Origin of the sequence: Campylobacter gastrosuis, from assembly GCF_030249845.1 — a bacterium.
GTDB classification, from domain to species: domain Bacteria; phylum Campylobacterota; class Campylobacteria; order Campylobacterales; family Campylobacteraceae; genus Campylobacter_A; species Campylobacter_A gastrosuis.
This window is the reverse complement of sequence record NZ_JANURM010000002.1, coordinates 324,562-347,596: the sequence shown is the minus strand read 5'-3', so window position 1 is coordinate 347,596 and position 23,035 is coordinate 324,562. Positions and strand designations below refer to the sequence as shown.

25 protein-coding genes and 2 tRNA genes are annotated in these 23,035 nt (G+C 36.6%); 14 read left to right on the top strand and 13 right to left on the bottom strand.

The features are described from left to right. From NYG85_RS03725 to NYG85_RS03705, 5 genes are all read left to right on the top strand, one after another. The coding region (locus NYG85_RS03725) for a DNA cytosine methyltransferase (protein WP_284937132.1) at positions 1 to 496 on the top strand (496 nt) is incomplete at its 5' end. A gap of 3 nt (positions 497 to 499) precedes the next feature. After that, positions 500 to 772, top strand: coding sequence for a YopX family protein (locus tag NYG85_RS03720; protein ID WP_284937131.1), 273 nt, complete (start codon positions 500 to 502; stop codon positions 770 to 772). 66 nt (positions 773 to 838) lie between these two features. Next, entirely contained in the window at positions 839 to 1,063 is a 225-nt protein-coding gene (locus NYG85_RS03715; protein ID WP_284937130.1) for a hypothetical protein, read from the top strand. A gap of 53 nt (positions 1,064 to 1,116) precedes the next feature. Beyond that, entirely contained in the window at positions 1,117 to 1,353 is a 237-nt protein-coding gene (locus NYG85_RS03710; protein ID WP_284937129.1) for a helix-turn-helix domain-containing protein, read from the top strand. 445 nt (positions 1,354 to 1,798) lie between these two features. Beyond that, complete coding sequence (locus tag NYG85_RS03705; RefSeq protein ID WP_284937128.1) at positions 1,799 to 2,395, top strand: Rha family transcriptional regulator; 597 nt, start codon at positions 1,799 to 1,801, stop codon at positions 2,393 to 2,395. Here NYG85_RS03705 and NYG85_RS03700 read toward each other — a convergent pair. From NYG85_RS03700 to NYG85_RS03680, 5 genes are all read right to left on the bottom strand, one after another. Then, the gene (locus NYG85_RS03700; protein ID WP_284937127.1) at positions 2,392 to 3,570 is read right to left on the bottom strand and encodes a tyrosine-type recombinase/integrase; all 1,179 of its coding nucleotides are present in this window, start codon (positions 3,568 to 3,570) and stop codon (positions 2,392 to 2,394) included. The two genes, NYG85_RS03705 and NYG85_RS03700, sit on opposite strands and share 4 nt — an antisense overlap. 197 nt (positions 3,571 to 3,767) lie before the next feature. Further along, positions 3,768 to 3,858, bottom strand: a tRNA-Ser gene (locus NYG85_RS03695). A 46-nt stretch (positions 3,859 to 3,904) separates the two neighbouring features. Next, positions 3,905 to 4,447 carry an SCO family protein gene (locus NYG85_RS03690; RefSeq protein ID WP_284937126.1) on the bottom strand — a complete coding sequence of 181 codons (543 nt, stop codon included), beginning with the start codon at positions 4,445 to 4,447 and terminating at the stop codon, positions 3,905 to 3,907. Between the two features lie 7 nt (positions 4,448 to 4,454). Then, positions 4,455 to 4,856 (bottom strand): hypothetical protein, encoded by a 402-nt coding sequence (locus NYG85_RS03685; RefSeq protein ID WP_284937125.1) that lies wholly within the window; start codon positions 4,854 to 4,856, stop codon positions 4,455 to 4,457. Positions 4,857 to 4,894: 38 nt separating this feature from the next. Then, positions 4,895 to 5,332: a copper chaperone PCu(A)C gene (locus NYG85_RS03680; protein WP_284937124.1), complete on the bottom strand. Its 438-nt coding sequence runs from the start codon at positions 5,330 to 5,332 to the stop codon at positions 4,895 to 4,897. A 129-nt stretch (positions 5,333 to 5,461) separates the two neighbouring features. On the opposite strand from NYG85_RS03680, the gene NYG85_RS03675 reads away from it, so the two are divergent. The 6 genes from NYG85_RS03675 to dnaJ are packed head-to-tail and all read left to right on the top strand — an operon-like array spanning position 5,462 to position 9,598. Further along, on the top strand, positions 5,462 to 6,424 hold the full coding sequence (locus tag NYG85_RS03675) for a L,D-transpeptidase family protein (protein WP_284937123.1): 963 nt from the start codon (positions 5,462 to 5,464) through the stop codon (positions 6,422 to 6,424). Position 6,425: 1 nt separating this feature from the next. After that, a complete protein-coding gene (gene cmeU / locus NYG85_RS03670; RefSeq protein ID WP_284937122.1) occupies positions 6,426 to 6,644 on the top strand; it encodes a CmeU family protein in 219 nt (72 codons plus the stop codon). After that, complete coding sequence (locus NYG85_RS03665; RefSeq protein ID WP_284937121.1) at positions 6,644 to 7,657, top strand: alanine racemase; 1,014 nt, start codon at positions 6,644 to 6,646, stop codon at positions 7,655 to 7,657. The genes cmeU and NYG85_RS03665 overlap by 1 nt, the downstream gene beginning before the upstream one ends. Further along, positions 7,654 to 8,040, top strand: coding sequence for a hypothetical protein (locus NYG85_RS03660; protein WP_284937120.1), 387 nt, complete (start codon positions 7,654 to 7,656; stop codon positions 8,038 to 8,040). The genes NYG85_RS03665 and NYG85_RS03660 overlap by 4 nt, the downstream gene beginning before the upstream one ends. Beyond that, on the top strand, positions 8,031 to 8,429 hold the full coding sequence (locus NYG85_RS03655; protein WP_284937119.1) for a hypothetical protein: 399 nt from the start codon (positions 8,031 to 8,033) through the stop codon (positions 8,427 to 8,429). The genes NYG85_RS03660 and NYG85_RS03655 overlap by 10 nt, the downstream gene beginning before the upstream one ends. 56 nt (positions 8,430 to 8,485) lie before the next feature. Beyond that, positions 8,486 to 9,598, top strand: a complete 1,113-nt coding sequence (dnaJ, locus tag NYG85_RS03650) for a molecular chaperone DnaJ (protein WP_284937118.1) — start codon at positions 8,486 to 8,488, stop codon at positions 9,596 to 9,598. A gap of 218 nt (positions 9,599 to 9,816) precedes the next feature. Here the strand turns inward: dnaJ and NYG85_RS03645 are convergent, their stop codons facing one another. The 6 genes from NYG85_RS03645 to NYG85_RS03620 form a co-directional block, all read right to left on the bottom strand. Further along, positions 9,817 to 9,981: a hypothetical protein gene (locus NYG85_RS03645; RefSeq protein WP_284937117.1), complete on the bottom strand. Its 165-nt coding sequence runs from the start codon at positions 9,979 to 9,981 to the stop codon at positions 9,817 to 9,819. Between the two features lie 123 nt (positions 9,982 to 10,104). Continuing rightward, positions 10,105 to 10,181, bottom strand: a tRNA-Arg gene (locus tag NYG85_RS03640). 28 nt (positions 10,182 to 10,209) lie between these two features. Next, entirely contained in the window at positions 10,210 to 12,288 is a 2,079-nt protein-coding gene (fusA, locus tag NYG85_RS03635) for an elongation factor G (protein WP_284937116.1), read from the bottom strand. Between the two features lie 9 nt (positions 12,289 to 12,297). Next, positions 12,298 to 12,768: a 30S ribosomal protein S7 gene (rpsG, locus tag NYG85_RS03630; RefSeq protein WP_284937115.1), complete on the bottom strand. Its 471-nt coding sequence runs from the start codon at positions 12,766 to 12,768 to the stop codon at positions 12,298 to 12,300. 72 nt (positions 12,769 to 12,840) lie between these two features. After that, positions 12,841 to 13,236 carry a 30S ribosomal protein S12 gene (gene rpsL / locus NYG85_RS03625; protein ID WP_171993707.1) on the bottom strand — a complete coding sequence of 132 codons (396 nt, stop codon included), beginning with the start codon at positions 13,234 to 13,236 and terminating at the stop codon, positions 12,841 to 12,843. A gap of 103 nt (positions 13,237 to 13,339) precedes the next feature. Next, a complete protein-coding gene (locus NYG85_RS03620) occupies positions 13,340 to 15,712 on the bottom strand; it encodes a bifunctional diguanylate cyclase/phosphodiesterase (protein ID WP_284937114.1) in 2,373 nt (790 codons plus the stop codon). A 93-nt stretch (positions 15,713 to 15,805) separates the two neighbouring features. On the opposite strand from NYG85_RS03620, the gene NYG85_RS03615 reads away from it, so the two are divergent. Continuing rightward, complete coding sequence (locus tag NYG85_RS03615; protein ID WP_284937113.1) at positions 15,806 to 16,348, top strand: hypothetical protein; 543 nt, start codon at positions 15,806 to 15,808, stop codon at positions 16,346 to 16,348. Here the strand turns inward: NYG85_RS03615 and NYG85_RS03610 are convergent. Both NYG85_RS03610 and ciaB read right to left on the bottom strand, forming a co-directional pair. Continuing rightward, positions 16,340 to 18,655 (bottom strand): EAL domain-containing protein, encoded by a 2,316-nt coding sequence (locus tag NYG85_RS03610; protein WP_284937112.1) that lies wholly within the window; start codon positions 18,653 to 18,655, stop codon positions 16,340 to 16,342. The genes NYG85_RS03615 and NYG85_RS03610 overlap by 9 nt on opposite strands. A 3-nt stretch (positions 18,656 to 18,658) precedes the next feature. Then, complete coding sequence (gene ciaB, locus NYG85_RS03605; RefSeq protein ID WP_284937111.1) at positions 18,659 to 20,503, bottom strand: invasion protein CiaB; 1,845 nt, start codon at positions 20,501 to 20,503, stop codon at positions 18,659 to 18,661. Between the two features lie 68 nt (positions 20,504 to 20,571). Between ciaB and NYG85_RS03600 the strand changes: the two genes are divergently transcribed. Together NYG85_RS03600 and mnmG are read left to right on the top strand one after the other, a co-directional pair. Beyond that, positions 20,572 to 20,985, top strand: a complete 414-nt coding sequence (locus NYG85_RS03600) for an acyl-CoA thioesterase (protein WP_284937110.1) — start codon at positions 20,572 to 20,574, stop codon at positions 20,983 to 20,985. 38 nt (positions 20,986 to 21,023) lie between these two features. Beyond that, positions 21,024 to 22,904, top strand: coding sequence for a tRNA uridine-5-carboxymethylaminomethyl(34) synthesis enzyme MnmG (gene mnmG, locus NYG85_RS03595; protein ID WP_284937109.1), 1,881 nt, complete (start codon positions 21,024 to 21,026; stop codon positions 22,902 to 22,904). The last annotated feature ends 131 nt before the right edge of the window (positions 22,905 to 23,035 follow it).

Sequence of the window (23,035 nt, the reverse complement as noted above, 5' to 3'; positions counted from 1 at the left end):
ATTTAGTGGGACTAGAAGCACACTATTTTCTGAAATTTTAAGATTAGCAAAGGCGACAAATGCAAGATTTATTCTATTTGAAAACAGCTCTGAACTCATCACAAACAAAGCCTATTTTAAAGCTTTTGCGAAAGAGCTTAGGCAGTGTGGATATGGCTACCGAGCTTTTTTATTACGAGCTAGTGCCTACGGATACAAGCACGAGCGAAAAAGAGCGTATGTTATTGCCTACTCCGATAAAGTCGGACGCTTTTGCGATGAAACGCTTTTCTATGAGGTGTCAAATGCTAACACACGAGAACCACCAAAAGAGATTGTATCCTTACGTGATAGATACTTTTGGCGAGAAGCAAACGGATATGAAAACGATTTGCGAGATATACGAAAGGATGATGGGTTTTGCCAGAACGTGGAGCGAGTAGGTATGCTAGGTAATAGCATTATCCCAGAGATAGCCGCAAGGTTTGCAAGGTTTATTAAAAAGATAGAAAGGTAAAAAATGAAAGACGTTAAATTTAGAGTTTATGACCCGGTAAATAAGCAATTTTTGCCAGTAATGCAAAGCGTAGGAGAAAAAGACTATCACGGCACAGAGATTTACGAGGGCGATATTATAGCCCCAGTAGAAAAAAACGGCATAGACGCAAATGTTTTTTACGATGATGAATGTTTTGCGTGGCGTGCAAATACTGGTAGCGAGATTTTATTTTTATATGAATTTTTAGATTTATATAAAAATGTAGTAGTTATCGGTCATATTTACGAAAATTAAAAGAAAGGATAAAAAAATGTTAATGTTTTATTTTGGGGTATAGCCCTAAATGTTTATTCGTGCGTTGTGTTTTTTATTATTATAAAAGCCATTTATCCAAAAGGTTATAAATCGCCTTATGAGAAGCCTACGCCGTTAATGCTAAAAATAGCGATTATGTTAATGCCGTATTTTAGATTTTTCTTGTTCTTTTTTGCCCTGCTTGTGCTTGTAAAATGCAGGTTTGATTATAAAGAGATTGAAAAGCTTAGAGAGCTTAGAGAAGCAACTTATAAAAAAGATAAAAAATGACACGTTTTACGAAAATTAAAAATTTTAGTAAAATATCAAAAAAAGGATAAACAATGACAAGCGAAGAACTAAAAGCGTTTTGCAAAGAACGAAATTTAACTTATAAAGAGTTGGCGGAGCTGATAGGTAACTCCGAAGCGACTATTCACTCAGCAATAGCCAAAGGTGAATTAAGTGTGCCTATGAGTAAATCAATTCAAATGTATCAAGAAATTTTAACGCTAAGAGAGCAGCTAAAAGAATATGCAGAGTTAAAGGCGGTGCTAAAAAAAGCCCTAAAAGACGATTAAAAAATACTCAATCCATTTTTGGATTGAGTAAAAAACTATGAAATTCATCTAAAAAATTCAAAAAAACTTCTAAAAACATCTTTTTACCCTTGACAAAACTATGAAAATAATATATAATTACCATATCTAAACAATGATATTCATAGTTTAGAAATAAAAATCAAGGAGGCAAAGCGATGGAAGTTTTTATCTCGGTAGTTGATTTGATGACCGCCATCATCAAGTTGATTACGATTTACCTGCTTATTAAACAGATAAAAAGGTAAGAAGTCAAAAAAGGGGCTAGGTTAGCCCATACCTTTGACTTTGAGATTAGGAGCTTTTACGCTTTGCCTACCAAAATTATACCACATAGGAGCGGTAAAATGGAAGTTTTTAACACTATTTTAGATTTAGTCATAGTTGCGTTGCTCGCTGTTATTGTTTATCGTTTAAGGGGTAGCAAATGAGCGCTATCGTTATAAATGATATAAACGTAAATTTTGAAGTTGCAAACGAGAGAGTTTTTATAAGCTCTCTTGAACTTGGCGAAGTATTTAAGAAAAATCACGCACACGTTTTACGCACGATAAACAACCTTTTAGACGATGAATTTAAAAGTCAAAATTTTATCAAACATAGCTATTTAGATAAAACGGGACGTGTTTTGCCCTGCTACAACCTAACCCGTGACGGCTTTTCATTGCTCGTTATGGGTTTTACGGGCGAAAAGGCTTATAAATGGAAAGTTGAGTTTATCAAAGCCTTTAATCTAATGGAAGCAAAGCTAAAACGCCAAAGCGTAAGCCGTTACACAAACCAAATCAACGGCTACAAAAGCCAAATAGCACAGCACAATAACGAGATAACAGAGCTAAAAAATAAGCTATCGCAAAGCAATAAAAAAAAGATAGATTTAGCCACTCATATCGTTTTTAGTGCTGACCCTGAATACAATGACGCTTTAAAAGAGCTACAAAATCTAAAAGATGATATGATAAATTTACAATACCGCCTAAATGAAGCAACAAAACAGCTTATAAGCAGTCTAAAATATCCTTAAATTTCGCTACAAAGGGCGGTTAGATAATCCGCCCACCACTGCATTAATTTAGCCCTATCATCAAGGTTTAAAGCGTGGTTGTAGGTCGCTTTTATTCTGTTTTTTTCTACGTGAGCTAAGCAAAGCTCAATTATACGCTCATTTAAGCCGTGCTTACTTATGTTTTCGTGTGCTATCGTGCTAAACATAGCCCTAAATCCGTGCGGTGTTAATTGCTCGTTTGTGTAGCCTAAATTTCTAAGCATTGAGCGGATTGCGTTATCGCTTATTGGGCGTGTGTTGCTTCGTGGCGATGGGAATAAATACGGGCTTTTAAACTCGTAAATTTTATAATTTTCTAGTAGTTTTACGGCTTGATTGCTAAGTGGGACGATATGGGCTTTTTTCATTTTCATTTTGTGAGCTGGTATGCTCCAAATTCGCTTTTTTAAATCTATCTCGTCCCACGTGGCAGAGCGTATCGTAAATGAGCGAGCGGCGGTTAGGAGTGCAAAAAGTCCAGCCGTTTTTACTCTGATATCGCCGTTATACTCGTTAATGTTGCGTATTAAGTTAGCTATCTCATTTTTGGTATAAAGCCCAGCGGAGTTTATGACATCTGGCTTTTTAAAAAGTGCTGATTTATCAATATCAAAAGCGACATTATGTGTCAAATATTCACGAGTTACTGCCCATTTAAAAAATGCCGTTATGTTATTTAACGCCCTGTCTAGCGTTTCAAATTTACCATCTTTGTTTAGCTCATCTGTTGCCTCTATAATCTCAACTTTTTTAATGCTTTTTATATCTTTATTACCAAATTTTGGTAAATAAAAACGTTCAAAATACCGGGTTATCGTTTGAATTTGTTTTTCTGAAACTTGCGAGCGTTTATAGTCAAGCCACTTTTTTAATACATCTTTAAAGCCAGTAACCGCCCCGCTGTTTGTAGGCTCATCGCCATTTGCTATCATTTTTTGAAACTCTAAACGCTTACTTCGTGCCTGCAAAAGGCTAATTACTGGGTATTTGCCTAAGCTTATGCGTTTATATTTGCCTGTGTTTTTGCTTTTAAACTCGTAAATAAAGGTTTTTGTGCCATTTGGCATAACTAAAATATATAAATTTTCGCCGTCGCCCACTTTGTAACGGCTATCTTTTGGCTTTAACGCCTTGATTTTCGTATCGTTTAACATAACGGACACCTTTTTTAAATTTTTATACTTTGTCCGTGATATTGTCCGTTATTTTTGCTTATATTAATATAAATCAAAACAGACTAAAACAAATCAAAATAAACTAAAAAATAGTGATAAATAGCGGTAAAATAGGACTTTAACAAGGTTAAAAACAAATCAATTTAAATCAATCCGAAGTAAAACAAATTAAGCAGTGGCGGACAGAGAGGGATTTGAACCCTCGAAGCCCGATTAAGACTTGCACCCTTAGCAGGGGTGTGGTTTCAGCCGCTCACCCATCTGTCCGTAAGAAGCGGTATTTTAGCTAAGCAAAGCTAATTTTTTGCTTAAATTATGGTCTTTGCGTTAAAAGTTTTTGCATCTCTTCGTTAATATCATCTTCGGTGAGATTTGTTACTTCTGAAAAATACTTGCCGTTTTTATCAAGAAGATAAAGCGCTGATGAGTGGGCGACTGAGTATTTCATCGCCGAGTTTGGCATATCTATTTTTTTAAATTTTACGCCGTAAATTTTGGCTGTGTCATCTAAATTTTTAGCCTTAACGCCGATTGAATTATGATAAAAATTCTTAGCAAATTCGCTCATTTCTCTAACATCATCACGCTCTGGGTCAAGCGTAACAAAAACGACTTTTATGCTCTCATTTTTAAGTTTATTTAGGACATTTGATAGCGTAAAGAGCGTTGTTGGGCAGACATCAGGACAAAAAAGATAACCAAAATATAAAATTTTATATTCGCCACTAAAATCGCTGATTTTGCCCTCGCCGTTTTGCGAGATAATCTCAAAATCATACCTATTTTGATTAAAAAACAGCAAAGCCACGCCACAAAGCACAAACAAAATAATAAAACTAGCAAAAATTTTTTTCATAAATGCCTTAAATTTTTAGATCAAAATCAATAAAAATGCCCGTTTTTTCGCCGTTTTCTAGGATTTCAAAACGATAACGCATAACATCTATCACGCAAGCACTTAGCACGATTTTTGAGCTGTATTTCTCGCCGTTTTTGCTAAGCTTTGCCTTGATTTTGCCCATATCCATATTTAGTCCGTAAAATTCCAAGCTTGGATTTTTAAAATCAAACTCGCCAAGCCCAAAAATCTCAAAATTTACTGGCGTCATCGCAAAAATCGGCTTTGGTTGCATTTGAAATTTTAAGGTCTTGCCTTTAAAATTAACCTCGCAAATCTTGACATTTAAATCGCAACTAAGTGGCGAATTTTGCGAGATTTGCGGTGTTTCAAGCGGATCTTTATCGCTAAAAAAATAAAATGCCAAGCCCAAAAAAAGAGCTAGGCACAGAGCAACAAAAATTTTCATTTTTCTAAAAATAGAAGTTTTTCTCCGTTTGTTACGCTAATATCGTCTATTTTTACGCTTTTACCGCTACTAAATTTCAAAGTCAAATCTATGCTATCGCCAAAATTTAGCGGTTTTTTAAGCCCCATAAGCATAATGTGAAGTCCGCCCGGCGCCAGGATTACCTCCGCATTTTTAGGCAGGTCTATCGCATCAACCTGCGTCATCATCATCATACCATCTACTTTTTTATGTGTGTGAATTTCAGCACTATTTGCCACACTGCTTTTAGCACCTACTAGCTTAATATCGCCGTCAAGATTGTTTTTTATCACCATAAAAACAGCACCATTTTTCGCACCAGCAGGGGCTTTGGCGTAAATTTTATCAATACTAAGCTCGCCTGCAAAAGCACCTAATGCTAAAACCGCTAAAAAAGAGAGAATTTTTTTCATATTTATCCTTTGTTTAAAATTTTTATCCGTAATTTTAAAATTTTAACTTTTAAAGATAGCTTATAAGAGATTTTTTAAATTTTAAAAGGTATAATCACGCTTTATTTTTTAAATTTTGTAGGAGAAATGATGAAAAAACTGCTGTTTTTTATGAGTATGTTGCTTGTTTTAAACGCCGAGGATTATGAGAGTATTTATCTAAAAGGCGGTGCAAATGATGTTATAAAGGCGATTGAAAAAAACATCTTAAACAAGGATTTTTGGAGCAAAAAATTAGACGGCAAAAACGTAGAATACGGCTATTATGACAAAGAAATTTTGCTTACAATTGTTGAAAAAGATAAGAAATTTTTAGAGGTCGTATCGTATAAAGACGGCAAAACGGATAAGGTTTTTGAAACGAAAGTTTTGGTTGGCAAAAGTGGCGACAAGCTCGTTGAGGGCGACTTAAAAACGCCTATTGGTGTCTATCAGCTAACACGCCGTTTTACGCCAAGCGACCCATATCTTGGACCTTTGGCGTTCTCGCTTTCATACCCAAATTTATTTGATCAAATCGCAAAACGAAATGGCAGCGGGATTTGGATTCACGGCTTCCCACTAAATGGCACGAGAGAGGACGAGATTAAAACCAAAGGCTGTGTGGCTATGGAGAACGACGTTTTGGCAAATTATGACAAGACGATTGACCATAAAAAGAGCCTAGCAATCATTTTTGAAAACGAAAAATACAAGACAAATGCCGAGCAAATCGGTGCGATTTTTGCCGAGCTTTTTGCGTGGAAAAAGGCGTGGAGCGAAAACGATATTGATAAATATTTAAGCTTTTATGACAAGGATTTTAAGCGATATGACGGCGTTGGACTTGATAGCTTTTCAAGCTCAAAAAAGAGCATTTTTGCCAAAAAAGAGCAAAAACGCATAAGCTTTTCAAATTTTAGCATCACACCATATCCAAATTCAAAAGATAAAAGCACGTTTAGGGTCGTATTTTACGAGGATTACAGCGCGCCAAATTACAAATTTAACGGCGAAAAAACACTTTATGTAAGGCTAGATAAAGATAAAATGAAAATTTTAATAGAGGATTAATATGAACGTTGATGAGAAATTAAAAGAAATTTTTAAGGCAAGAGATGAATTTTTTAAGCTTTTAGACCAAAATGTGCCTAAAATAAACGGCACTGAGGTCTTTGATTTTAAAAACGCAAAAAGCGTTGATTTAAAGGATGTTTATGCGAAATTTTACGCCTATGATTACAGCGTTAGAAAGCTTTTGCCAGACGTTTATAAGGCGTTTGATATAAAATAATGTCGCAAATTCGCCTAAATAAAAACTCATACGACAATAATCTTAAACAAATCATTAACAAAGTCGGCACAAATGAGCAGGTTATCCTTATTTTAAAGGATAACGCTTATGGTCACGGAGCTAGAATTTTAGGGCAAAGAGCGAGTGAGCTTGGTTTTGAATTTTGTGCCGTAAAAGATGAACGAGAAGCAAACGAGCTAAGCGATATTTTTAAAAAAATCCTGATTTTATCACACATACCAAACGGCAATGAAAGCGAAAAATTTATCTACGCTACAAACGATTTAAGGGCGTTAAAAACGATAAAAAGTGGGGCAAAAATCCACCTTGCTGTTGATACTTTGATGCATAGAAATGGCATTGATTTAAGCGAGATTGATGAGGCACTAGGCATCATAAAAGAGCGAAAATTGGAGCTTCTTGGGGCTTTTACGCATTTTAGGTCTGGCGATATTTTAAACGCTGAATACTTCATTCAAAGGCAAAATTTTAAGATAGTTAAAGAAAAAGTGGCAAAATTTTTAAGCCAAAAAGGGCTAAAAAATCCGACTTTTCACTCGCACAACTCGGCTGGTTTTGAGCGTTTTAATGAGCTTGACGGCGAGCTTGTTCGCATTGGCATTACGCAGTTTGGTTATAATCAATTTGATAAAAACATAAAGCTAACCCCAGTGCTTAGCCTTTGGGCAAACAAAATTAGCGAGCGTATCTTAAAGGCACGAAGTAGCGTTGGTTATGGCGGTAAATTTTGTGCAAAGGTTGATATGAAAATCGCAACCTACGACTTAGGCTATGGCGACGGCTTGTTTAGATATGATGGCGAGGGCGGTTTAAAACTGGCAAACGGCAATGAAATTCTAGGCAAAATGTCAATGGATAGTTTTAGCTCAAATGACGTTGGGGACGAGGTTTGCGTCTTTGATGATGCTAGGGTTTGGGCTAGATTTTTTAACACGATTGAGTATGAAATTTTAGCCAAATTATCTCCATTTTTAAAGCGTGTTTGGGTATGAAAAAGCCACTTTTTTGCCTGTTTTTGACGCTTTTTTTAAACGCAAATGAGATAAATTTTAAAGATTATGAAAATTTAATTAAACCGCTAAAAGCAAACGAAATTGCTAGTTTGATAGAAATTTTAAGCACTCAGTATCTACCTGCAAAGATAAATGAAAATTTAACACTAAACCTAATAAAAGCACAAAATAGCAATGTAAATGGCTATTTTTTGATAAAAAATATCACAAAATCAAGGCTAAACACACAGGCAAAAAACGAGCTTTGTAGGAGTGATATTTTTACGAATTTGTTAAAAAAGGGGCTTGTTTTTACCGCTCATTTTAAAGAGAGCGGTAAAGAGAATTTTAAACTCTTAATAGGCAAGAATTTTTGCGACTAACTATCATTTTTTTTACATTCATTACGCTCTTTGCAAACAGCTACGAACTAGCAAAAAATCACGCTGAAATTTATAAAAAAGCCCTGCCATTTCGCACCACGGATAATCTTATTTTAACCGACATCTTAGCCGTTGGCGATAGCCTTATTTACAGATACAGCGTTAATGAAACGATGAAAAATCCAGTGCTTAGATTTAGCGATGATGAGCTTGAAGATTATAAAAAAACGCTTACAAAAATCGCTCTTAAAAACTCCTGTAAGGATAAAATCGTGCTAAATTTGCTTAATAACGGCATTGTGATTGAGCATCTTTTTTACTTTGAGCTTTCAAAATTGCTCTTTGAAGTGCATATTAATAGACAAAAATGCGATGAAATTGGTCTTTAAATTTAGCAAATTTTAGCTAAAATCACGGATTAAAAAATCAAAAAATAGGACAAGATGTGGAGATTGATTACTACGAAGTGCTTGAAATTTCACGTGATGCAGACGGCGATACGATAAAAAAAGCCTATAGAAAACTAGCGTTAAAATATCATCCAGACAGAAACGCTGGCGATAAGGGCGCTGAGGATAAATTTAAACTTGTAAATGAGGCTTATCAGGTTTTAAGTGATGAGGGCAAACGCCAAATTTACGACCGATACGGCAGGGATGGGCTTAAAAATGGCGGTGGTTTTAGTGGTTTTGGCGCCGAGTTTGATTTTGATGATATTGGTGATATTTTTAGTTCGTTTTTTGGCGGTGGGTCTAGCTCACGAAGAAAGCGAAGTAACGAAAAATATCCACTTGATTTTGAAATTTCGCTTACGATTGAGTTTAATGAGGCGGTTTTTGGCTGCGAAAAAGAGGTTGAATACAAAATCAAAAAGCCTTGCAAGACTTGCAACGGCACTGGTAGCAAGGATGGCAAAAGCACGAGCTGTCCGCACTGCGGCGGCAAGGGTAGGATCGCTCAAACGCGTGGTTTTATGAGCTTTGTGCAGGAGTGTCATCACTGCGGCGGCACAGGGCAGGTCATAAAAGACAAGTGCCCAGACTGCAAGGGTAGGGCGTATGAAGAGGAGAAGCAGAGCCTAAAAATCACGATACCAGAGGGCATTGATAGTGGTATGCGTATGCGAGTGGGTGGCAAGGGCAATCGTGGCGTAAGTGGCGGCGTGGGCGATCTTTACGTGAGTATAAATGTCAAGCAAGATGAGTATTTTATCCGTCACAACGATGATATTTATGTAGAAATTCCAGTATTTTTTACACAGGCGATGCTTGGCGAGAGCATAAAAATACCGACACTTCGTGGCACAAAAGAGCTTGAATTGCCAGTTGGTGCAAAGGATAAACAGCAGTTTATTTTTGAAAGAGAGGGCGTGAAAAATGTAAATTCCGAGCGAATAGGTAATTTTGTCGTGCAAATATCAATCCAGACACCAAAAAAACTAACCGACGAACAGAGTGAAATGCTAAAAAAACTGCAAGAGAGTTTTGGGATAAAAAGTGGCGAAAGCACCCAAAATCACGAGAGTGTGCTTGATAAAATCAAGGGCTGGTTTAAGTAAATTTAGATATTTTTTCTGTTTTACCTGAATTTGGTTTAGTTTTTATTTAAAAAATAAATATATTTTACACTGCCTTTATATTGTTCTTAAAAGGCGGTGTAAATTGATTTTTTTACATTAAGAAATGCAAAATTTACTAATTTTTCTGCTTTAAATAATATGAATTTTAAATTGCTTTGAAATTTTATCCCTTTTTAACTACGCTTTTGTATGTGATATCAAGGCAGGTCATCTTTGAAAATAGCAAGAATGTAAGCACTTGGTAACGACAAGGTTTTGTCGCACCATATAGTGTTTGGGTGGCTCTGTTTAAAGTAGGCATAGATAGCGGTTGTTTGTTTGTGTGGCTTTTTAAGGTTTAAATGAAGCGGATAAATCATCATATAAAATACTTTTAAATTTTGTTGGCTGTGGTTATTTTATTGATTTTATATCTTTTTATATTGGTAGTCAAAACACCTAAATTTTTGATAAAGTTCTATAAATTTTGAGTTATAAAGTGTAAGTGGTGTCCCCGACAGGATTCGAACCTGTGGCCTTAAAATTAGGAATTTTACGCTCTATCCTGCTGAGCTACGAGGACAAAAGGTCGCAAAAAGCGACCTTAAAATTTAGCCATTGCGTTTTTTGATAATCTCTTCGCTGACATTTTTTGGCACCTCTTCATAGTGGTCAAATTCCATTGAATAGGTAGCACGACCTTGTGTTTGGCTTCTTAAATCTGTTGAGTAGCCAAACATTGCTGCAAGCGGACAAAATGCTGTGATAATTTTGTTACCACTTCGCTCATCCATTGAGCTGATTTGTCCGCGACGCTTATTAAGATCGCCAATAACATCGCCCATATAATCCTCAGGCGTTTCAACTTCAACCTTCATCATCGGTTCAAGAATAACCGCACCAGCCTTTTTTGCGCCCTCTTTAAAGCCCATAGACGCAGCAAGTTTAAACGCCATCTCCGAGCTATCCACTTCGTGGTAGCTACCATCATAAAGCGTAACTTTAACATCTTCAACTGGATAACCAGCTAGGATACCATTTTGAAGTGCCTCTTTACAACCCTTCTCAACTGCTGGGATATACTCTTTTGGTACTACGCCACCTTTAATATCATTGACAAACTCAAATCCGCTAGCCGCTGGTAGTGGCTCAATGCGTAAAAATACGTGTCCGTATTGACCACGACCGCCTGATTGCTTAGCGTATTTATACTCTTGCTCAACGGTTTTGCGGATAGTTTCGCGGTAAGCAACTTGTGGCTGACCGACCTCTGCTTCAACTTTAAATTCACGAAGCATACGATCAACGATGATTTCAAGGTGAAGCTCACCCATACCGCTGATGATTGTCTGTCCGCTCTCTTCATCTGTGCTAACTCTAAAACTTGGGTCTTCTTGTGCTAGTTTAGCAAGTGCAAGTGCCATTTTTTCTTGATCTGCTTTTGTTTTTGGCTCAACCGCAACGCTAATAACTGGCTCTGGGAAGTCCATTCTTTCAAGTATTACTTGGTCTTTTTCACTAGCTAGTGTGTCGCCGGTTAGTGTGTCTTTTAAACCAACGACAGCACCGATTTCACCAGCGTGTAGGATTGAAATTTCTTCACGCTTATTTGAGTGCATTTTTAGCAAACGACCGATTCTCTCTTTTTTGCCCTTTGTTGAGTTGTAAGCGTAGCTACCGCTCTCTAAGCTACCACGATAAACACGCACGAAAGTTAGCTGTCCAACAAATGGGTCGGTCATAATTTTAAACGCAAGACCTGCAAATTCGCCGTCATCTGTGCTATCAACGGTGACTTCTGTGCCATCTTCATACTCGCCTCTAATAGCTTCAACTTCATCAGGGGCTGGTAGGTAATCAACAATGGCGTCAAGTAGTGGCTGAACGCCCTTGTTTTTAAATGAAGTACCGCACACCATAGGTATTATTTTCATTGATAAACAACCAGCTTTTATGCCTTTTTTGATCTCTTCTACGCTTAGCTCTTCGCCACCAAAGAATTTCTCCATTAAAGCATCATCAGTTTCAGCGACAGCTTCAATCATTTTTGCACGATACTCTTGTGCTTTTTCTACTAAATCGGCTGGAATTTCTTTTTCTACGAATGTAGTTGGTTTGCTATCATCCTCCCAAACTAGGGCTTTCATAGTGATTAGATCAACTACGCCTTTAAATGTATCTTCTGCACCGATTGGAATTTGAATAGGCACTGGATTTGCTTTTAGGCGGTTTTTGATTTGTGCTTCAACGTTGTAAAAATTCGCACCAATTCTGTCCATTTTATTTACATAAACCATTCTTGGGACGCGGTATTTATTTGCTTGTCTCCAAACGGTTTCTGACTGAGGTTGAACGCCACCAACTGAACAAAATACAGCAACAGCTCCGTCAAGAACACGCATAGAACGCTCAACTTCAATGGTAAAATCAACGTGTCCCGGAGTGTCAATTAGGTTAATTTGGTGATCTTTCCAAAAGCAAGTCGTAGCAGCAGAAGTGATCGTGATACCACGCTCTTTTTCTTGCTCCATCCAGTCCATTGTAGCAGCACCATCGTGAACTTCGCCGATTTTGTGGCTCATACCAGTAAAGAATAGAATTCTCTCGCTTGTTGTCGTCTTTCCAGCGTCAATGTGAGCTGCGATACCGATGTTTCTTACCTTGTGTAAAGGGGTTTTTCTATCTGCCATAAGAGCCTCCTACCAGCGATAGTGAGCAAATGCTTTATTAGCTTCTGCCATTTTGTAAGTATCTTCTTTTTTCTTAAATGAAGCACCTTTTGAGTTTGCTGCGTCAAATAGTTCGTTTGCTAGTTTGTCAATCATCGTTCTTTCGCTTCTTTTTCTTGCAAAAGTGATTAACCAGCGGATAGCTAGTGCTTGTTGACGAGCTGGGCGAACCTCAACTGGAACTTGGTATGTAGCACCACCAACACGGCGTGATTTAACTTCCATTATAGGCTTTACGTTCTCAATAGCATCATTAAATACGTCTATACCCTTAACATCGCCACTCTTTTTCTCAATAGCCTTGATAGCACCATACATAATCTCAGTAGCGACACTTTTTTTGCCGTCATACATTAATGCGTTAATAAATTTAGTGATTACTTTGTTTCCATATATTGGATCAGGTAAAACTTCCCTTACAGGGGCTTTTCTTCTTCTCATTTTTATTCCTTCAAATTTTTAAATTTTACTCAAACCTATGCCACTAATTGCAGGGTCTGCGAAACTATTCTCTTACTTCTTGGCTGCTGCTTGACCTGCTTTAGGGCGTTTAGCACCATATTTAGAGCGTGAAACTGTTCTTTTTGCAACACCAGCAGTATCTAACGCACCACGAACGATGTGATATTTAACACCTGGTAAGTCTTTTACCCTACCACCACGAACTAGCACGATTGAGTGCTCTTGTAGGTTGTGTCCTTCACCGCCGATATAGCTAATAACTTCAAAGCCACTGGTTAATCTAACCTTGGCAACTTTTCTTAAAGCTGAGTTTGGTTTTTTTGGAGTTGTAGTATAAACTCTCGTGCAAACTCCTCTTCTTTGTGGGCACTCTTTAAGTGCAGGTGATTTTGACTTGTAAGTCACCTTCTTACGTTCATTTCTGACCAATTGATTTATGGTTGGCACAGCAATTCCTTTCAACTAAATTTATTAAAAAAACCTAATTTTATTTAAAAATGTCTTAAATAATAGTTAAAATTTAAAAATAGTTGGCAAAACGGCTTTAAATTTACCTTATAAATTTAAAAAAGCTGCCGTCCCCCCCCCCATTTTTGATGCGTGATTTGTTCTGTTTTAAAAAATCAATAAAATCGCTACTGCTCATCGCTTTAAGCAAGAAATTGCCCTGTGCTTGGTCGTATTTTAGCTCTTTTACGATTTTCATCGTTTCATCATCTTTTACGCCTTTTGCTACGCTTGTAATTTGCATTGTTTTGCTGATATTTGCGATAGTTTTGGCGATTAGTAGCTCTTTTTCATTGGTTTTTATGTTTGCGATTGTTGATTTTGAAATTTTAATGCGGTTTATCTCATATTTTTTTGTGTAGGCAAGTGATGAATTTTCGGTGCCAAAATCATCAATGCAAACGCTTACGCCGATATCTTTTATGGCTTTAAAAATTTCATCTATGATTACTACGTTATTTGTCCAAATTTTCTCGTTCATTTCAAGCTCTATGTTGGCTGGATTTATGCGGTGAGCTTGGATTAGAGTGCGTAATTTTTGTATGAAATTTGTTGAAAGGCTCTGCTTTGGCGATATGTTTATGCTGATTTTTGGTATGTGAGCGTGCTCTTTTTTAATCGTGTCAATAACATTTGCAAGGCTGTCAATAACAAAATCGTAAAGCTTGTTGATAATATCGCTCTTTTCGGCGATTTGGATAAAATCGTTTGAGTCTTTAATATCAATTTCATCGTTTTGCCACCTTAAAAGCACTTCGGCTGATACGATATTTTGGGTTGAAATTTCTATTGTTGGCTGAAAAAATATCTGAAATTCTTTGCTGATATCTGCCTTGCTTAGCATTACTTCTATGGCTGAATCGTGCGTGATTTCGGTGTTTATGGTGTTGTTATAAATTAATGGGCTTAAATTTGGGCTATCTTTGCAAAAAAACATCGCTTTATCGGCATTTAGCACCAAAGTTTTGGCGTCCTTTTCGCCTTTTGAGTGCGAAATATCAATGCCAACGATACAATTTAGCATAAATTTGTAGTTTTGCACGAAGATTGGCTCTTGGACTGCGTTTATGATTTTTTGAGCGAAATTTTCATAATTTGCGCTTGGTTGGTGCTTTGATCTTGCGATGATGATAAACTCATCGGCGTTGATTCTCGTGCAAAGGTGAGTTTTGTTTGAGGTGGCATTTATTCTACGTGCTACGATTTTTAGAATTTTATCGCCGATATTTTGTCCGTAAGATGAGTTTATGAGCCTAAAATGTCTAATGTTTAGGCAGTAGGCTACGACATTTTCGGTCATTTTTTGATTTTTTATGATTTTTTCTAGCTTTTGCATTAAAAAATCATAGCTTAAAAGCCCGGTTAAATAGTCCTTTTCTATCATCTCTTTTAGTTTTAAATTCGCAAACATAAGCTCATTTGTGTGCTTTGCGACATCTTTTGAAATTCTTTGAAGCAGGGATTGCTCTTTTTTAATAAGCGATTTTTGATAGGTTATGTTTTTTATGTAATAGCCTACGATTACGTGAGCAAGTGAGATTAAGATAATAAATAGCGTGAGCTTTGAGTCAAAGCCGTTTTTGATAATAAATCCTAAAATGCAAATGCCTAAGATATATTTTATTGATTTGCTAATATCTCTTTTTTTTGATTTTATCCTAGTAAAGCCCTTTTTTCGCTCGTAAGCACCAAAGAGAAATAAGAAAAACGCACTTAAAAAGAATATGCTAAGCAGTCTATTTTCGCTCTGTCCCATTGTTAGCATATCGTAATAAAATATGATATTTAGCAGGGCAAAAATCCCACCACCAGCAAAGCCGTAAAGTGCGGCAATGCTTATGTGTAGGGTGTTGCTTAAAAATATAGCACTTATGATAAAAAGTAGGGTTAAAAAGCTAAGTGCTAATCCAGCGATGGCTACGACGTCGTTTTGGCAGGTTATGCCAATTTGTTCGTCTTGAAAAATGTAGATAAAGATTATGCCTAGTATTAAAAATATGCTAATGTAGTCGTTTAAGATGATTGTCCGCTCTTTTGTGTCGTTTTTAACTCGCTGGATAAAGTAAAGACACGATGATGATAAAATCGTGGCGATTGGGATTAGGTAGTTGATTTGTAAAAAGCCATATTCGCTTGGTTTTTTCTCAAAAATGTGGCGATACATATACCAGTTAAACTCGCAAACGGCGAAAAACACGGCAGCAAGCGAGATTAAAATCCAAATTTCGTTATTCTCTTTTAGCTTGTAAGTGGTGCGAAATGTTACTAAGCTGACAATTAATAGCATTATGGCTTCAAAAAGATATGAAAGAAATATAAATTCAAGCAAAAATGAGATGATAGAGGCTAAAAATAGCACCACACAACCGCTTATGATTAGATATGCACTCTTGTTATCACGTCTGCTAATAACCAAAAAAATCTCCTAAATTTCAAAACCACGATTATACCATTTAAAACCTTTTTTCGTTATAATCTCGCAAAAATTTTGGCTAAAAAATGGATAAAAATGGTAAAAGACATCAAGCTTACAAATGAAAATTTACGTGATTTTTGGGCGTTTATGGTTACTTCATCAAGACAGGCTAGAAAATCAGCACTTTTTAACACACTTGGCGTTTTTGCCGAGATTATGATTGCATTTTTTGTGCTAGATTTGATTTTTGCTACAAATTTTCTAACCCCACTCGGACTTGTTTTAGCCACTTTGTGGCTTGTGTTTTATCCGAAATTTTTACGAAAAAAGCAGGTTAAAATTTTAAAAAGCGTGGCTAGAAACGATGAGATTAAGGATATGAAATTTGAGCTAAATGATGAGAATTTTGCCTTTTTTAGCGGTGAAAAAGATGAGAAAAGCACCTTTAATTTTATTGATATTAGCGAAATTTATGAGTGTAAGAATATTTTTATTGTATTTTTGTTTGATAAAATTCACATAATTTTGCCAAAAGATGACCAAACCTTGCTAATCGTCTCAAATTTAGCAAAAAATGCTAAAAAAAATATCTTAAAATTTGAAAATCTAGCCTATGATGGCGTGGTTTTAGGCTAGATAGTTGCTTAAAAACTCATCAAATTTTTTAGCGTTTAGTGGCTTACACCAGATATTACCTTGAAGCTCATCACAGCCTAAATTTTCTAAAACTTGTAGCTGTTCTTTGCTCTCCACACATTGAGCGATTACCTTTATGCCCATACCTTTTGCCAGTGCGATGACTGCCATTGCTACGCTTCTATCCACTTTTTCGTTTTGGATGTTGTCAATTAATTTTTTTGCAATTTTTATCTTATCAAGGCGAATTTTATTTAGGCTATCAAGCGAGGCAAAACCAGTGCCAAAATTATCTAAAAATATATTTACACCTTTGTTTTTTAGCTCTAAGAGCATTGGCTTTATGCTGTTTGCTTGGCTTTGACTTAGGGATTGTTTTATCTCTAAAATTAGCCAGCTAGCCTTTGCATTGTGAAGCTCTAAAATTTTAAAGATATTTTGTGCAAAATTTGGATTTTCAAGCTCTTTTGGCGATACATTTACGCTGATACTTAGCTCGGTTTTATACCGCTCATTTATGCTTTTTATCTGCGAGATCGCCTCATTTAGCACCCAGCGACCGATGTGATTTATGATTGGGCTTTGTTCGGCTATTGGGATAAACTCATTTGGTGTTATCTCGCCTTTTTGCGTTGAGTTCCACCTGATAAATGCTTCAACGCTTACGATTTTATTTGTTTTTAGCTCAAAAATTGGCTGAAAATTTAGGCTAAATTCCTTATCAAAATCCGCTCTGTCAATTAAAATTTTAATGTAATGGCGTTGTTCGTTTATCCTGCCTAGCTCGTCGTTGTAGCGAAAATATGGGATTGAGATATTATCCTTTGCTACTTGGAGTGCCATTGATGATTGAGAGATTAGGTCGCTGACTTTGATTTGGCTTGTTTGCGTAAATGATATGCCGATATTTATGGTAAGAAAAATTCTCTTATCATCAATCTGTAATGGCGCTGAAACCCTGCGTAAAATTTTCTGTGCGAATTCGTTGTGATCTACTTGTTTTATGTTTTCTCTGACTGCTATTAGCATATCATCGCCGCCAAACCTGCCAATAAACGCATCTTTTGGCAAGATAGCCTTTAAATTTTCTATCGTTTTAATCAGTGCTTTATCGCCGATGACGTGTCCGTAGGTGTCGTTTATAATCTTAAAGTGGTTTATGTCAATTGTATAAAGGCTAACGCACTCATTTAGCGATTTTGTCGTGATTAGCTCAAAGAGTTGGTCTAAGAAATACTTGCGGTTTAGTGCCTTTGTGAGCTTGTCAAAGCGACTAAGTTCGGTTAGGGCTTTGTTGGCCTCATTTAGGCTATTTTTCTTGCTTATTTTTGATTTTTCAAGGCGAATTTTAAGCTCTCTATCCTTTTTTTCTGCATTTTCTTTAAAAATTTCGTTTGAAATTCTATGCGAAATAGTCCCGTAACTAAACATAGCAAAGAGCGAAATGGCAATGATATCAATGCTTGTGCTTTGGATATAGACAACGGCGATTGTTGGGATTATGAGTAAGAATATGATTTTTTCAATGAAATTTGCAAGTATTTGCTTTTTTGAGATGACAAATTTAAATTTCGTGTCATTCTCATCTACAAAAAGCACGGCTAACATCGTAAGAAAAAATGTAAGCTCAAAGATTATTTCAGAATACGAATATGTAAGTCTAATGCCGTTTAAAATTGAGATTGTAAAAAATATATCGTGTATGGCGTAGATGATAAGCCCTGCTAGTAAAAGCATAGTTTGTGGGCTTTCTTTTAAATTTGCAATGCTTGCACAAATGCTAGCACTTATGCTAATTAGCAAGATATCAGCGAGTAAAAATAGCCCCTCTTTTAAAAACTCTTCGTTTATAAAAAATTTATCATTAAATGTGATATAGCCAATAAAAATAATGGTCATAATGCCTGTAAATGCGATATCAAGTATCATCTGCTTTGAGCGTGTGTTAATAATGCATTTATAATATAACGAAATAGTCGTCGCAAGCATTAAGATAACTGGCAAGGAGTAGAGTGCTTCAAGCAGTTTTGTGTTTGCCTTGCTAATAAAAACAAACCAAAATGCATCGCAAATCGCCCATAAAAAAACGTATGCAAATGCCAAAAACCAGTAAAGCGAAACTTTGCGTAGCTTTAAAATTCTCTGATACATAAAAAATGCCATTGAGAGATTTAAAAATATGCTTGTTAAATTTGTAAGCTGGTCAAGCCTAAAATAGACGCTAACAAGCTGTATTAAAGCCATAATTGATAAAAACAGAACTATCTGTTTATTCGCCCAAATCGTCGTTGTGAAAAATTTTGCCAATTTTTAATCCGTTGTTTTTTCGTTAATTATAGCAAATTCTTGCCACTTTTGCCACTCACCACTCTCATCAATTTCGTTGCCAATGGCTTTGTATCGCTCATAAAAGTGTAAGACAAACTCTTTTGTGGCTTCATCTTTTGGTAAAAATGTGTTTTCAAATTCATCTGCAAAGAGTGATAAAAACTCCATTGCGTCAGCTTTTTTAGCATAAAATTGAGCTAAGTTTTCATAGTTTTTAAGCGTTAAATCCTTAAAAATTTCATAGCTTTTATGATTAAAATTTAGCTCTAATTTTTTATCCTTAAATGACAGAGTTTTACTCTTAAATAAAAGCGTAAGATGAATTATTGCTTCGCAGTAATACGCCCTTACTTCATCAACCCTAAGCCACGCAATAAGCCCAATAGCACGAGAGATTAGCTCGGCAAAAACTGGCATTTTATACCGCTCGTCTTCGTTTAAAAAGAAATTCACAAGTCCGCCAGTGGTGGCTTTATACTCTTCAATAAACTTAAAAACACCGCTTTTATTCATCAAATTTTCGGTATCTTTATCTACAAATAAAATGTGTCCAAACTCGTGTCCGATTGTTGAAATTTCATAGACTTTTCGCCAAATTTCTGGCTGGGTAAATAAAATTTTGCGGTTAAAATCTAAAAATTCCTTTGGTAAAATTTCGCTACTTAGCTTCATAAATGGCTTTGCTTTCGTGTTTTCATAAACATAATTTACAAATGCAAAAATTTTCTTGCCAAGCTCACTGCTTACTTGCTCGTCGTTTGGCACGACCTGTGCTGAAAACAGCCCATTTAGCTCAGCTCCATAAAACAGAAGTGGCACAGATACGTAAAGTTGAGTGCGGTTTATGTTTGAAAGCACCTGATTTTTTAGGCTCTCATCGCTTAAATTTAGGCGGTTAAAAATCTCTAAAAAGCTATTTTTTACGCTATTTTTAAACTCATTCTCATCAATCCCGCCCTCATCAACAAGCCTAACATCCCACTCCAACGCAACAGCGTGAGTGTAGGCATCCTCGTAGTATTCAAGCGGATGTGCTGGTTGGAGCTTATCACGCACACTCATCCAAGCACGCTCAGCGTCCTGCCAAGCGGCGATGACTTTTTTATTTTCACGCTCGCTAAATGCTAAGCTTAAATTTTTAAAGTAATTTACATAGCTTTGTTCGTTCTTATTTTTTGCTAAATTTTCAAGCGTTTTTATGCCGTTTTCTAACTCGCTAACAACGTCATTTACTTCGCTCTCAAACGCCACAGCGTAAGGCGCAAATGTATATCCAAAGGGGCTTTTTATCACGGCACCATAACTTCTATCTGCTTTTGTGTCATTTTGCGTTTGAAAAAGTGCGTTTTGATTTATAAAATCACTCGCTTCATTTAGGCTTTTAAAATTTGCTTCAAACTCCCTATTTATGCCGTCAATGATATGGCTTTGCCAAGCGATTTGCCACTGGTTTATCTTTTTGCCAACCCTATGCATTAGCTCTAAAACAGCGATGAAAAACTCATCTAAAATTCTCTCTTTTTTTATCTCGTTTAGCAAATTTTCGTGGTTTTGCTCGTAAATTTCACGCACAAAATCAAACATTAAATCCCTAATCTCATCTTGTTGCTTTTGGCTAATTTCTAGCTTTTTTAGCTCATTTAAAAGCGGATCTGGCTTTAAATCAACAATACGCCTAAGCAGAGCGATTTTCTCGCTGTTTGAGCCACTTAAACCAGAAATTTTAATGGCTTTGTTTAAAATTTCGTTATCTAAATTTTTATAGAGTGCATTTAGTTTTGCGCGGCTATTTTTAACCAGTTCGTTTAATTTTTTAAAGTCGTTCATTTTTATGCCTTTAATTTCAAAAAACTTTTTGTAAAATGGTCGCATTTTATACAAAAAAGGATAAAAAAATGCAAAATTTAGCAGATTTTGGTGAGCCTAGAATAAAAGTTGTCGCACTGCCAAAGGATACAAACTCAGCTGGTAATATCTTTGGCGGTTGGATTTTATCGCAGATTGACCTTGCAGGAGCGACTGCGGCGCGTGAGCTAGCCCCTGAAAGGGTGGTAACAATTTCAATGAAAGAGATTGTCTTTAAAGAGCCGGTCTTTGTTGGGGATGTGGTTAGTTGCTACGCTAAGGTTATTAGCGTTGGTAAAACTTCAATTACAACGCAAATTGAAGTAACGGCGTTGCGTTTAAATAATAGCGGTTTTAGGGAGTGCTTGCCAGTAACAAGTGCCACAGCGACCTACGTAAGCGTAACAAAAGCAGGGGATAAAAAGCCAATAGATGAGGAGCTAAAACGCCTGCACGGATTTTGATTTTAGCTTAAATTTTGTATAATTAAGGCTTTTTAAAAATGGAGAAATTTATGCAAAATTACGACATTATCGTTGTTGGCGGCGGACACGCTGGGATTGAGGCGTGTCTGGCAAGTGCTAGAATGGGTAAAAAAACGCTTTTAATTACGATTTTAGCCGAGCAAATCGGAGCGGCAAGCTGTAATCCAGCAATTGGCGGTCTTGCAAAGGGGCATTTAGTTAAAGAGATTGACGCACTTGGCGGTCAAATGGGGCTTACAACGGACGCTGTTGGGATTCAGTTTAGAATTTTAAACGAGAGTAAAGGCCCAGCAGTTCGTGGCTCACGCGCTCAAATTGATATGGATAGATACCGAGTTTTTATGCGAAATTTGCTCTTAAACACGCCAAATTTAGAAATTTCACAAGAGATGGCGACTGAAATTTTAAGCCAAGATGGCAAGGTGAGTGGCGTAAAAACGCATTTAAATAATGTTTATAACACAAAAAAGGTCATCATTACAACGGGGACATTTTTAAATGGGCTTATTCACGTTGGCACGGCTAAGGTTGAGGCTGGACGAGTTGGAGAGCTTAGCTCAAAGGATTTAAGCAAAAGTTTGGCTAGTTTTGGGCTTGAAATGGGGCGGTTAAAGACTGGCACTTGCCCTAGGATTGACGCAAAAAGCATTGATTTTGGGGCATTAGAGCTACAAGACGGAGATGCTAATCCAGTGCCATTTAGTTTTAGAAGTAAGAATTTTAACCCAACCCAACTGCCTTGCTACGTGGCTTACACAAACGAAACTACGCACGAAACGATAAGGGAAAATTTCTATCAAGCACCGCTTTTTACGGGGCAAATTGAGGGTGTTGGCCCAAGATATTGTCCTAGTATTGAGGATAAAATCAATAGATTTGGCGATAAAGACAGACATCATCTTTTCATTGAGCCTCAAACTCTTGAAGCGACCGAGTATTACATAAACGGCTTTTCAACGAGCCTGCCTTATGATGTGCAGGTTAAGATGATTCGCTCAGTCAAAGGTTTTGAAAACGCAAAAATTGTCCGCCACGGATATGCCATTGAGTATGATTACGTCCAGCCAACAGAGCTTAAACACACGCTTGAAACAAAAAAGCTAAGCGGACTTTATTTGGCTGGGCAGATAAACGGCACGACTGGCTATGAAGAGGCGGCAGCTCAGGGGCTTATGGCTGGGATAAATGCTGTTTTGGCAGTTGAAAACAAAGAGCCTTTGGTGTTAAGAAGGGATGAGGCGTATATTGGCGTTTTGATTGATGATTTGGTTACAAAGGGGACAAAAGAGCCTTATCGTGTATTTACAAGCAGGGCTGAATACCGCCTGCTTTTGCGTGAGGATAACGCCATTTTAAGGCTTGGCGGATACGGCAAAAGGCTTGGGCTAATTGATGATGAAACCTTTTTAAGGATTGAAAATATCTCTAAAAATTTAGAGCTTGGGCTTGGGATTTTAAATGAGCGTGAGATAACGCCCTCAAAGCAAAATTTAGAGCTTTTAGAGCGTTTAGGCGAGGATAAAATCAGCGAAAAAACGACACTTCAAAAGATTGTAGCACGAAAAAGTTTTACAAAAGAGAAGCTAAAAGAGCTTGATGATTTTTTTAAAAATTTAGATGATTTAAGCTTGGAGCAGATTTTAGTTGAGAGTAAATATCAGCATTATATCGGCGAACAAAAGGCTCAAATTGAGCGTATGAAAGATATGCTAAGCGTTAAAATTCCAAGTAATTTTAGCTTTCGTGGGATTAGCGGATTAAGCAATGAAGTGGTTGAAAAGCTTGAAAAATTCGCACCGCCGACACTTTTTGCGGCTTCACAAATCTCTGGCATAACCCCAGCTGCTATTGATATTTTACACATTTACATTAGGCAGTTTTTAAAACAAAATCACTAAGGCGTTTGCGTTTAACGCCTTGAAATTTTTTAAGAGTAAATATCAAAACCACTAAAATTTTGGATTTTAAACGAGCGTGAGATAACACTCTTAAATTAAAATTTAGAGCGTTTAGGCGAGGATAAAATCAG